Raw genomic sequence first — 12,192 nt, 5'->3', positions numbered from 1 at the left:
CGGCAGGCATCCAGTGCTTTTCCATGGAGGGTGTCGGCGTTCGTCGGCGGTTTCTGGCGGTACCTGGCCGCCACCCTGGGTCAGATGGCCTTGCAGTGTAGTGGTGGCGTCCTGCAGGTGCGGCAACGCGCGTGTGTCCGTCTGTGCGCGCCTGTCCAGGTCTTCTCAGGTCGTTCCTGGTCAATTGCCGCTGCGCTTGTCCGATCCGGCCAGCGATATCCCCGGCAAACCGTCCTCAATTTTCGTGGTGTCTTTGCGCGCGGATCATGACTTCAAGTTCACTTGAACTTGAAGAATGCAACCCATTGTGAGCAACCGCCTGGAAGGCCTCCAGAGCCTGCGGTCCCGCCCCTTTTTCCGGCCCCGCCGCAGCCCCGGCAGCAGGGCCTTGCCCATCCCCCTCAAGGAGAGTCGATCCATGCCCGTTCTTCCACCGCCGCCGTTGCGGCGTGCCCTGTTCGGAGGCGCCCTGGCGGCGCTGGCCCTGCTTGCCGGCTGCCGCCCGCAGGCCGTGGGCGATGCCCATGCCAGCGACGGCCCGCCGCCTGCGCCCGAGGTGCTGGTGAGCGAGGTCGTGCCGACCAGCGTGCGTGTCTGGGACGAGTTCAACGGCCGCATCGATGCCGTGGAGTCGGTCCAACTGCGCCCGCGCGTGTCGGGCTATATCGAGCGCATTGCCTTCAGCGAGGGGCAGGAGGTCAGGAAGGGCCAGTTGCTGTTCGTGATCGACCAGAGGCCCTACCGCGCCGCCCTGGCCAGCGCCGAGGCCGAGCTGGAGCGCACGCGCGCAGGCGCCGCGCTGGCCCGCACCCAGGACCAGCGCGCCCGCCAGCTGGTGGCAGAGCATGCCGTCTCGCGCGAGGAAGCCGATACGCGCGCCGGTGCCCTGGCCCAGAGCGCCGCCCAGGTGCGCGCCGCCGAGGCCGCGCTGGCGGCAGCCCGGCTCAACCTGGATTTCACCGAGGTACGCGCGCCGGTCTCCGGCCGCGCGGGCCGCGCCCTGCTCACCGTGGGCAACCTGGCCCAGGCCGACCAGAGCGTGCTGACCACCGTGGTTTCGCAGGACCCGGTGTATGTCTACTTCGATGCGGACGAGCACAGCTTCCTGCGGCAGCAGCAGGCCGCCAAGGACACCAAGGGGCGGCCCGGCGTGCAGCGGCCCGTGCGTGTGGGGCTGGCTGGCGACGAAGGCTTTCCGCATGCGGGCAGCCTGGACTTCACCGACAACCAGCTCAACGCGGGCACGGGCACGGTGCGCATGCGCGCCCGCCTGCCCAATCCCGACCGCTTGCTGACGCCGGGCCTGTTCGCGCGCGTGCAACTGCAAGACGCGCAGGGCGTGGGCGGCGAGCGGCAGACGCTGCTGATCGACGACAAGGCCGTGCTCACCGACCAGGACCGCAAGTACGTCTATGTGGTGGGCGAGGGCAACAAGGCCGAGCGCCGCGACCTGGAGCTGGGCCGCATGGTCGATGGCCGGCGCGTGGTGGACAAGGGGCTGGCGGCGGGCGACCGCCTCGTGGTCGGCGGCCTGCAGCGCATCTACTACCCCGGCATGCCGATCAGCCCCAAGCCTGCTCCCGGCGACGGGCAGGCGGCGGTGGCCAAGGCGCCGGCCGTGGCCGCGCAGTGAACCGGGAAGCACCATGGACTTCTCCAAATTCTTCATAGACCGGCCGATCTTCGCGGTCGTGCTCTCCATCATCCTGTTCGCCGTGGGGCTGGTCGCGATTCCGCAGCTGCCCGTGGGCGAGTATCCCGAGGTCGTGCCGCCCAGCGTGGTGGTGCGCGCCACCTATCCGGGCGCCAATCCCAAGGAGGTCGCCGAGTCGGTGGCCGTGCCGCTGGAGGAGGCCATCAACGGCGTCGAAGGCCTGATGTACATGAAGTCGGTCGCGGCGTCCGACGGCAGCCTGCAGGTGGTCTCCACCTTCCGCCCCGACGTCGATCCCGACACGGCCGCCGTGCGCGTGCAAAACCGCGTCAGCCAGGCCCAGAGCCGTCTGCCCGAGGAGGTGCGCCAGTTCGGCGTGACCACGCAAAAGCAGTCGTCCACGCCTCTGATGTACGTGGGCCTGGTGTCCCAGGACGGCCAGCATGACGCGCTGTACCTGCGCAACTACGTCACGCTCAAGATCAAGGACGTGCTGGCACGCATTCCGGGCATTGGCGACGTGGGCATCTACGGCGCGGGCGACTACGCCATGCGCGTGTGGCTGGACCCGGACAAGGTGGCCGCGCGCCAGCTCACGGCGCCCGAGGTGATTGCCGCCATCCGCGAGCAGAACATCCAGGTCTCGGCCGGGCAGTTGGGCGCGCAGCCCAGTCCGCAGAGCGCGGACAAGCTGCTGTCCATCAACGTGCGCGGGCGGCTGAAGACGCCCGAGGAATTCGGCAGCATCGTGCTCAAGGGCGGTGCGGACGGCCAGGTCGTGCGCCTGGCCGACGTGGCGCGCATCGAGCTGGGCGCCAGCGACTACACGCTGCGCTCGTGGAGCGACAAGAAGAACATGGCGGCCGTCGGCATCTTCCTGTCGCCCGGCGCCAATGCGCTGGGCGTGGCCGAGCAGGTCTACGCGGCCATGGACAAGCTGTCCCAGGACCTGCCCGAGGGCGTGGCCTTCGAGACGGTCTGGGACCCCACGGTCTTCGTGCGCGACTCCATCAAGGCGGTGCAGAGCACGCTGATCGAGGCCGTCATCCTCGTGGTGCTGGTGGTCATCGTCTTCCTGCAGACCTGGCGCGCCTCCATCATTCCGCTGCTGGCCGTGCCCGTGTCCATCGTCGGCACCTTCGCGGGGCTGTACCTGCTGGGCTACTCCATCAACACGCTGACCCTGTTCGGCCTGGTGCTGGCCATCGGCATCGTGGTGGACGACGCCATCGTGGTGGTGGAGAACGTGGAGCGCTACATCGAGGAAGGGCACACGCCCCTGGAGGCGGCCCACCTGGCGATGAAGGAGGTCTCGGGCCCCATCATCGCCATCGCCCTGGTGCTGTGCGCGGTCTTCGTGCCCATGGCCTTTCTCAGCGGCGTGACGGGTCAGTTCTACAAGCAGTTCGCCGTGACGATTGCCATCTCCACGGTGATCTCGGCCATCAACTCGCTGACGCTGTCGCCCGCGCTGGCGGCCAAGCTGCTGCAGCCGCGCGGCGCGCCGCGCGATCCGCTGGCGCGCGGGCTGGACCGCAGCCTGGGCTGGCTCTTCCGGCCCTTCAACCGCTTCTTCGACCGCAGCGCCCACGGCTACCAGAACTCGGTGGGGCATTCGCTGCGCCGCCGGGGCCTGGTGTTCGCGGTCTATGCGGCGCTGCTGGCGGGCACGGCCGTGCTGTTCCAGGCCGTGCCGGGCGGCTTCATTCCGCTGCAGGACAAGCTGTACCTGTTCGGCGGCGCCAAGCTGCCCGAGGGGGCTTCGCTGAACCGCACGGATGCGGTCACGCGCCAGATGGTCGATGCCGCCAAAAGCGTGGAAGGCGTGGACATGGTCGCCGCCTTCGCGGGCTTCAACGCGCTGCAGTCCACGACCACGCCCAACCTGACCAGCGCCTACATCATGCTCAAGCCCTTCGGCGAGCGCACGCGCAGCGCCGAGGCCATCAATGCCGAGCTGGGCGCGAAGTTCTCGCAGATCGAGGGCGGCTTCGCCTATGCGCTGATGCCCCCGCCCATCCAGGGCCTGGGCAACGGCTCGGGCTACTCGCTGTTCCTGCAGGACCGCGCGGGCCTGGGCTACGCGGCGCTGCAGCAGGCGCTGCAGGCCTTCCAGGCCGAGATCGCCAAAACGCCGGGCATGACCTACCCGGTCAGCAGCTACCAGTCCAACATCCCGCAGCTGGAAGTCAAGGTGGACCGCACCAAGGCCAAGGCCCAGGGCGTGGCGCTGACCGACCTGTTCCAGACGCTGCAGGCCTACCTGGGATCGGTCTACGTCAACGACTTCAACGCCTTCGGCCGCGTCTGGCGCGTGATGCTGCAGGCCGACGCGGACCACCGCCAGACCGTGGAGGACATCGCCAGTCTGCGCACGCGCAATGCGCGCGGCGAGATGGTGCCCATAGGCTCCATGGTCACCGTGGTGCCCAGCTTCGGCCCCGACCCGGTGCTGCGCTACAACGGCTTTCCGGCGGCCGATCTGATCGGCGACTCCGACCCGCGCGTGCTGTCCTCGGGCGAGGTGCTGGCCAAGCTCCAGGAGATCGCGCAGCGCACGCTGCCGCGCGGCATCGAGCTGGCCTGGACCGACCTGAGCTACCAGCAGGTGGAGCAGAGCAACGCCGCGGCAGTGGTCTTCGCCATTGCCGTGATGCTGGTCTTCCTGGTGCTGGCCGCGCTCTACGAGAGCTGGACGCTGCCGCTGGCCGTGATCCTCATCGTGCCCGTGTGCATCTGCGCGGCGCTGTTCGGCGTCTGGCTGGCCGGCGGCGACAACAACGTCTTCGTGCAGGTGGGCCTGGTGGTGCTGATGGGGCTGGCCTGCAAGAACGCCATCCTGATCGTGGAATTCGCACGCGAGCTGGAGCTGCGCGGCGTGGGCATCGTCGATGCCGCGCTGCAGGCCTGCCGCCTGCGGCTGCGGCCCATCGTCATGACCTCGATCGCCTTCATCGCGGGGGCCGTGCCCCTGCTCATCGGTGGCGGCGCGGGCAGCGAGGTGCGCGCGGCCACGGGCGTGACCGTGTTCTCGGGAATGCTGGGCGTGACCCTGTTCGGCCTGTTCCTCACGCCGGTGTTCTACGTCACGCTGCGCCGGCTTTCGGGCCGCGCGCTGACGGGGCATGCGCCTGCGCATTCCACCGGGCCTGCCCAGCCCGCCTCCCTGGAGTCCCCACATGCCTGAGATACGCAAGTCCCTGAGCCGCCACGCGCTGGCGCTGGCATCCGCCGCCCTGGTGGGCGGCTGCGCGGTCGGCCCCGACTTCAAGGCGCCTGCGGCGCCGCGGGCCGCAGCGCAGTTCGCGCGGGCCGAGCCTGCACCGGCCACCCCCCAGGCCGAGCCTGACGCCGCCTTCTGGCGCCAGTTCCAGGACCCGCAGCTGACGCAGCTGGTGGAGCGCGCGCTGGGCGACAACCAGGACCTGCAGGTGGCGCTGGCGCGGCTGGACGGTGCCCAGGCGCTGCTGCGCGAAAGCCGCTTCGACCAGCTACCCACGATCACGATGTCGGGCCGGGCCACGCAGCAAAAGCTCAGCGAGAGCGAGGCCTTCTATGGCCCGCGCAGCCAGCGCAGCTACACCGCCGGATTGGCCGCGAGCTGGGAGATCGACGTGTTCGGCCGCGTGCGGCGCAGCATCGAGGCGCGGCATGCCGACCTGCGCGCCGATGCGGCCGACCTGGCGGCCCTGCAGGTGGCCATTGCGGCCCAGGTGGCGGGCAGCTACGCCGACCTGCGCGGCTGGCAGCAGCGCCTGGCCTTGGCGCAGGCCAATGCGGCCAACCAGCAGGACACGCTGCGCCTGGTGCAGCTGCGCCTGGCGCACGGCAGCGGCACCGAGTTCGACCTGGCGCGCGCCCAGGCCCAGCTGGAGGCCACGCGCTCGCGCATTCCCGCGCTGCAGGCGCAGATCGCCATGGCGCAGCACCGGCTGGCCGTGCTCACGGGCCAGGTGCCCGAGGCGCTGATCGCCGCGCTGGATGCGCCTGCCGCCCTGCCGCAGCTGCCGCCGGCCATCGACCCCGGCACGCCGGCCGGCCTGCTGCGCCGGCGCCCGGACGTGGCCGTGGCCGAGGCACGGCTGCATGCGGCCACGGCACGCATCGGCGTGGCCACGGCCGACCTGTTCCCGCGCCTGTCGCTGGGCGGGCTGCTGGGCAGCACGGCGTTGCACGGCGGCGCGCTGTTCGAGGGCGCCAGCGCCCGCAGCAGCGTGTTCCTGGGCGTGGACTGGTCCTTTCTCGACGTGGGCCGCGTGCGGGCGCGCATCGCGGCCAGCGAGGCCGGCGCCCAGGCTGCGCTGGCCCAGTACCAGCAGACCGTGCTGCTGGCGCTGGAGGACACGGAGAACGCCCTGGTGCGCCTGCAGCGCACGCGCAGCGAAGACGCCCACCTGGCGCAGGCTGCCGAGCAGCGCCAGCGTGCCGAGCAACTGGCGCAGCGCCGCTACCAGCTGGGCAGCGTGGGCCTGTACGAAGTGCTGGATGCGCAGCGCGACCTGTATGCGGCCCAGGACGCGGCCGCCGACAGCCGTGCGCGCGGCCTGCGCGCCGCCGTGGCGCTGTACCAGGCCCTGGCCGGTGGCTGGGACGGAAAGCTGCCGCCGGCCTGAGCGTGCGGCGCGCATTGCCACAAGGGACGGCCAGGCGCCGTCCCTTTTTTCTTGTCCGGCGCACCCGGTGAAAACCACGAGGACCAGGGGCTTGCCTCATTTTTTTCTTATCGGATAATTTTCTCATTGGAAAAAATGGAGCGATGGATGATGGAAAGCCAGGTTCTGGATTTCGCCGTGATCGGTGCCGGCATGGCCGGCGCCTCCGTGGCCTGGCGGCTGGCCGGTGCGGGCGCCTCGGTGCTGGTGCTGGAACGCGAGCCGCAGCCCGGATACCACGCCACGGGCCGCTCGGCCGCCATGTTCATGGAGAGCTACGGCACCGCGCAGATACGCGCGCTGACACGCGCCAGCCGTGGCTTCTACAGCGCGCCGCCTGAAGGTTTTTGCGAGCACGCGCTGCTGCAGCCGCGCAGCGTGCTCTACATAGGAACGGCCGGCCAGGAACCTCAGCTGGACGAGGCCCTGGCCATGTACCGCCGCGACGGCCTGCGCGCCGAGCGCATCGACGCGCGCCAGGCCTGCGCCCTGGTGCCCTGCCTGGAGGAGAGCCTGCTCGTGGGCGCCGTGCATGACCTGGACGCCATGGACATCGACGTGGCCGAACTGCACCAGGGCTTTCTGCGCGGCATGGCGCGTGCCGGTGCGCGGCTGCGCTGCGGCGCCGAACTGTCCGGCGCCGAGCGTGAGGTGGATGGTGATGGCCAGGGCCTGTGGACCCTGGTGCTGCAGGACGGGTCGCAGGTCCGCGCCCGCGCCGTGGTCAATGCCGCAGGCGCCTGGGCCGATGCCGTGGCCCGGCTGTGCGGCGCGCGGCCGCTGGGCATCGAGCCCCGGCGCCGCTCGGCCTTCACGTTTGCCGCACCCGAGGGCGAGGACATCCACGGCTGGCCTGCCGTGATCGGCGTGGACGAGAGCTTCTACTTCAAGCCCGATGCGGGCCAGCTGCTGGGCTCGCCCGCCAATGCCGATCCCGTGCCGCCGCACGACGTGGTGGCCGAGGAACTGGACGTGGCCATGGGCATAGACCGCATCGAGACACTGACCCGCCTGCGCATACGCCGGCCGCGCCATGTCTGGGCCGGGCTGCGCAGCTTTGCTCCCGACGACGACTTCGTGATCGGCTGGGATGCGCAGCGCGAGGGATTTTTCTGGCTGGCCGGGCAGGGCGGCTACGGCATACAGACGGCAGCCGGCGCCTCGGCCGCCGCGGCCGCGCTGCTGATGCGCGAGCCGCTGCCCGCCGAACTGCTGGCGCAGGGCGTCGATGCCCTGCGGCTGAGTCCGGCGCGCTTCGCGGCCTGACCCGTCATCCCTTTTTCACCTTTTCAGCCCCCGCAACACACAACAATCCAAGGAGACAGGCATGGGTGCATTCAAGGAAGTGAGCAGGATTGCCGGCGCCTTCGTCGGCGTCATCGTCGGGGCGGGCTTCGCCTCGGGGCAGGAGATATTGCAGTTCTTCGCGGGCTTTGGCGCCATCGGCCTGGCGGGCTGCCTGGTGGCGGCCCTGGCCTTCGTCTTCCTGTCCATGGCGTTCTCCACCATGGGCCAGCGCCTGCAGGCCGGCTCGCACAAGGAAGTGGTGCAGGCCCTGCTGGGCCGGCATGTGGGCATGGTGTTCGATGTGCTGATCACCTTCTTCCTGTTTGCCATCACGGTGGTCATGCTGGCGGGCGCGGGCTCGCTGCTGCACCAGTGGCTGGGCCTGCCCGAGGTCTGGGGCAGCGTGCTGGCCACCGTCGCCACGGTGCTCATCGTCTGCCTGGACGTGGGCCGGGTGATCGCCTTCATCGGCGCCGTCACGCCGCTGCTGGTGTTCATGACCGTGGTGGTCGCCGGCTACGTGCTGGTGACGCCCCACGGCGACATGGCTGCACTGGAGGCCGCCGCCGCCACCCAGCCCCGGGGCGCCGGCCACTGGCTGGTGGCCGCGCTGCTCTATGTGTCCTACAACGTGGTGGCAGGCATGCCCTTCCTGGTGATCATGGGCGGGCAGGCCAGCTCGCGCCGCGTGGCGCTGTGGGGCGGCGTGGCGGGCGGGCTGCTGCTGGGCCTGCTGATGCTGATGATCGCGGCCGCGATGTACTGGCGCATGGACACGCTGGGCGGCCTGTCCATGCCCATGCTGTCGCTGGCCACGCAGATCTCGCCCTGGCTGGGGCACCTGATGTCGCTGGTCATCTTCGGCATGATCCTCAACACGGCCGTGGGCATGCTCTATGCCTTCGTGGCCCGCATCCTGCCGGCCGGCACGCCGCGTTTTCGCTGGGGCACGGGCGTGGCGGGCGTGCTGGCCCTGGGCGGCAGCTTCGCGGGCTTCATCACGCTGGTGGGCATGGTCTACCCGGTCTATGGCTACATCGGCTTCGCCCTCATGGCCTGCGCGCTGGTGGGCTGGCTGCGCATGGGCCGCAGGCAGGCGCCCGGGGCCGGCCTGCGCGGCGCCTGACGGCCGGGCCTGACCCTAGAATCGGGCGGTCGCCAGCCCCGATCGCCCGCTTCATGCCCAGCCCCCGCACCAGATCCAGCCCCAGGTCCAGCCCCAGGTCCAGCACTCTCCCCACGCCAGACCAGGTCCTCGCCGCCGTGCTGCCGGGCGCCCGCACGGCCGCCGCCATGCCTGCGGGCAAGCACGAAGTGGGCGCCAAGCTGCGCAAGGCGCGCAAGGAGCGTGGCCTGACGCTGCAGCAGGTGGCCGAAAGCAGCGGGCTGGCCGTGTCCACCATCTCCAAGGCCGAGCGCGGCCAGATCGCGCTGAGTTACGAGAAGGTGCTCATGCTGGGCAACGCGCTGGACATCGACATGACACGGCTGTTCATGGTCGGGGACGCCCAGCAGGCGGCCGGCGACACGCCCACCGTGGTCAAGGACTGCTTCGAGGACGTGCAGCGCTACGAGACCGACCAGTACCTCTACAGCGTGCTGTGCGGCGCCTTCCCGGGCAAGAAGATGCAGCCCCTGGTGGCCGTGATCAATGCGCGCGAGGCCGGCGAATTCTCGGAGACCATCCGCCATGCGGGCCAGGAGTTCGTGATGGTGCTCTCGGGCCGGGTGCGCATCCTGTTCGAGAACGGCGAATCGGTGGAGCTGGGCCGCCACGAGGCCGCATATTTCGACAGCGGCGTGGGCCATGTGTATGTGAGCCTGAGCCGCCAGCCGGCTCAAGTCGTCTCTGTCTGCACCTGAAATCAACGGCACCCCCTGAGCCCCTGGCTTTGGCCGCGCCAGTTTCCATGCATCGCGCTTGGTGCTGGGGGCGCAGGCCGTTTTTCTGGGGGAATCCTCGTGCCCGGCACGGCCGCCCCGGAGTTCCTACAATCGCTGCCCATGAGCCTGCCCCAGTACACCCGCGCCAAAGAGCTTCCCGCCATCCTTGCCAAGCGCCTCGTCATTCTTGACGGCGCCATGGGCACCATGATCCAGCGCTTCAAGCTGGGAGAGGCCCAGTACCGGGGCCAGGGCTACACGGGCCCCGGCAGCGTGGGCGACCGCTTCAAGGACTTCCCGCATGACGTCAAGGGCAACAACGAGCTGCTGTCGCTCACCCGCCCCGACGTGATCCGCGACATCCATGAGAAGTACCTGGCCGCCGGCGCCGACCTGATCGAGACCAACACCTTCGGCGCGACCACGATTGCGCAGGACGACTACCACATGGCCGATCTGGCGCGCGAGATGAATCTCAAGAGCGCCCAGCTGGCCCGCGCGGCCTGCGACAAGTACAGCACGCCCGGCCATCCGCGCTACGTGGCCGGCGCCCTGGGCCCCACGCCCAAGACGGCCAGCATCAGTCCCGACGTGAACGATCCGGGCGCGCGCAACGTGAATTTCGAGCAGCTGCGCCAGGCCTACCTGGAGCAGACGCTGGCGCTGATCGAGGGCGGCTCCGACGTCATCCTGGTCGAGACCATCTTCGACACGCTCAACGCCAAGGCCGCGCTGTTCGCGGTGGACGAGGCCTTCGAGCAAAGCGGCGAATGCCTGCCCATCATGATCAGCGGCACGGTGACCGATGCCTCGGGCCGCATCTTGTCCGGGCAGACGGTGACGGCCTTCTGGCACAGCGTGCGCCATGCCAACCCGCTGTCCATCGGCCTGAACTGCGCGCTGGGCGCGGCGCTGATGCGCCCCTACGTCCAGGAACTGAACAAGGCCGCGCCCGAGACCTTCATCAGCTGCTACCCCAACGCCGGCCTGCCCAATCCCATGAGCGACACGGGCTTTGACGAGACGCCCGAGGTCACCAGCCGCCTGGTGCACGAATTCGCGTCTGAAGGCCTGGTCAACATCGTGGGCGGCTGCTGCGGCACCACGCCGGACCACATCGGCGCCATCGCCAAGGCCGTGGGCAGCACGCCCACGCGCCGCCTGTTCTACCCGGAATCGGCCTGATGGCCCGGGCGGAGCCTCTGACATGAGTTCGCCGCTGCCGCCCGTCCCGTCCCCTGCCGCAGGGCTGCCGCTGCCAGTGGCGGCGCCTGTCTCCGGCCCGGCCGCTGGCGCGCCGGTGGCGCCACAGGCTCCGTCCGCTGCGGTGGCGCCGGCCTCACCCGCTTCGCCCGCTTCACCCGCATCGTCCGCCTCACCCTCCGTTCCCGTCACGCCGCCAGCGGCCACGGCCGTGCGCTGGTCGCCCGAGATGCTGCAAAGCCTGCGCCTGCAGGCCTTCGAGCAATTGGTGGCCCAGCTGGCGCGCCAGGTCCAGTCCAGCCCCGGCGCGCCCGCGCCGCAGTGGCCGGCCAGCGGCGTGTCCGAGGCGCTGGGCCGGCTGCTGGAGGCCTTGCTGGCCCAAGTAGGTACCCAGCAGGGCCAGGCCCTGCAACTGCTGGCAGCCCAGCCGGGTTCGGCGGCCTTGCTGCAAGCGCTGGCCGCCGGCACGACAGCTGGTACAGCGGCAGGTGCAGCGGCGGCCGGAGGGCAAGCTCAGTCATCCCAGAGTCCGCAGACGGGGACATCGGCCTCTGCTCAGGCCGCCGCCGCGCCGCAGGCGGCGTCTTCCTCGCCTGCATTGCAGGCCGCAGCCTCCCTGCAGCCCTCTGCTGCCGCAGTGACGCTGGCCGTGGCAGCCGCCAAGGCCAAGGTGGTGGATGCGCTGCTGGCCGGATCGGGGCTGGCGCCGCAGGCCGGTGCCAGCGCGCCTGGAGGTGTTGCAGGCGGCGCCACCCAGACCCTGCCCGCGCTGCAAAGCTGGTGGGTGCAGCAGGGCACGCTGCTGACGCCCCAGGGCGAGCGCGGCTTCACGCTGAGTCTGCAGGTGCCCCAGGCCTGGGCCCAGGCGCAGGGCGCGGCCATGGCGCTGGCGGCCGCATCGGCTTCCGCGCCGGGTGCGGCCCCTTTCACGGCGGCGGCGGCACTGCCTGCGGGCGCTGCGCTGCCCTTGGCGGGCGCGCAGGCCGCGGAGCCGGGCCTGCGCCTGCCGCTGGATGCCTCGCTGCAGTCCCTGGCCTCGGGGCCGGTGGCCGTGGTGGTGCAGCCGCGTGGCGCCGATGCGCTGCGCACCAGCGCCCTGCTGCTGCTGGAGCTGCAGCCGCTGCGCCAGCCGGGCGGCGCCATGGCGTCGCCGGCCGGCCTGGCCTCGGTGGCTTCGCTTTCGCCTGCGCTTGCGCAGGAGGTGCAGCAGATGCTGCAGCAGCGCAACGATCCCTGGCTGCACATGGCGGCGGCCCAGGCCTCGGGCGCCTTGCCGCGCGAGCGCCGCGCCTTCGAGCACCAGTCGCATTTCTGCACCACCGAAGGCTGCCAGTACGAGGGCCGCGCGCCCTGCGCCCAGCCTTTTTGCAGCGAGATGAACCGTCTCTGGGACGTGTCGCGCACCGAGCGCAGCCGCTGACGACCTGGCCCCGGCCCGGGGCCGCCACGCTACGAAACTGACCGGGCCTGACGGTGGCGTGGTCATCGCCGGCCCCAGCTTTCATAATGCCG

At 70.6% G+C, this 12,192-nt stretch carries 8 protein-coding genes; all 8 read left to right on the top strand.

Annotated features, from left to right (window positions below; genetic code table 11):
• Nucleotides 1-418: 418 nt before the first annotated feature.
• The 8 genes from DA1_RS06545 (at nucleotide 419) to DA1_RS06510 (ending at nucleotide 12,100) form a co-directional block, all read left to right on the top strand.
• On the top strand, nucleotides 419-1,633 hold the full coding sequence (locus DA1_RS06545; RefSeq protein ID WP_034397638.1) for an efflux RND transporter periplasmic adaptor subunit: 1,215 nt from the start codon (nucleotides 419-421) through the stop codon (nucleotides 1,631-1,633).
• A 13-nt stretch (nucleotides 1,634-1,646) separates the two neighbouring features.
• Complete coding sequence (locus DA1_RS06540; RefSeq protein ID WP_034397640.1) at nucleotides 1,647-4,841, top strand: efflux RND transporter permease subunit; 3,195 nt, start codon at nucleotides 1,647-1,649, stop codon at nucleotides 4,839-4,841.
• Nucleotides 4,834-6,267 (top strand): efflux transporter outer membrane subunit, encoded by a 1,434-nt coding sequence (locus tag DA1_RS06535; RefSeq protein WP_034399046.1) that lies wholly within the window; start codon nucleotides 4,834-4,836, stop codon nucleotides 6,265-6,267. The genes DA1_RS06540 and DA1_RS06535 overlap by 8 nt, the downstream gene beginning before the upstream one ends.
• A 150-nt stretch (nucleotides 6,268-6,417) precedes the next feature.
• Nucleotides 6,418-7,572, top strand: coding sequence for an NAD(P)/FAD-dependent oxidoreductase (locus DA1_RS06530; protein ID WP_174549371.1), 1,155 nt, complete (start codon nucleotides 6,418-6,420; stop codon nucleotides 7,570-7,572).
• Between the two features lie 61 nt (nucleotides 7,573-7,633).
• The gene (locus DA1_RS06525) at nucleotides 7,634-8,719 is read left to right on the top strand and encodes a YkvI family membrane protein (RefSeq protein ID WP_034397643.1); all 1,086 of its coding nucleotides are present in this window, start codon (nucleotides 7,634-7,636) and stop codon (nucleotides 8,717-8,719) included.
• Nucleotides 8,720-8,772: 53 nt separating this feature from the next.
• Nucleotides 8,773-9,456, top strand: a complete 684-nt coding sequence (locus DA1_RS06520; RefSeq protein WP_012202107.1) for a helix-turn-helix domain-containing protein — start codon at nucleotides 8,773-8,775, stop codon at nucleotides 9,454-9,456.
• A gap of 141 nt (nucleotides 9,457-9,597) precedes the next feature.
• Nucleotides 9,598-10,662, top strand: coding sequence for a homocysteine S-methyltransferase family protein (locus tag DA1_RS06515; protein WP_034397648.1), 1,065 nt, complete (start codon nucleotides 9,598-9,600; stop codon nucleotides 10,660-10,662).
• A 22-nt stretch (nucleotides 10,663-10,684) separates the two neighbouring features.
• Nucleotides 10,685-12,100, top strand: a complete 1,416-nt coding sequence (locus DA1_RS06510; RefSeq protein WP_034397649.1) for a hypothetical protein — start codon at nucleotides 10,685-10,687, stop codon at nucleotides 12,098-12,100.
• The last annotated feature ends 92 nt before the right edge of the window (nucleotides 12,101-12,192 follow it).

This window comes from Delftia acidovorans NBRC 14950 (genome assembly GCF_001598795.1).
Lineage (GTDB): Bacteria > Pseudomonadota > Gammaproteobacteria > Burkholderiales > Burkholderiaceae_C > Comamonas > Comamonas acidovorans.
This window is presented reverse-complemented; position numbering and strand designations above follow the sequence as displayed.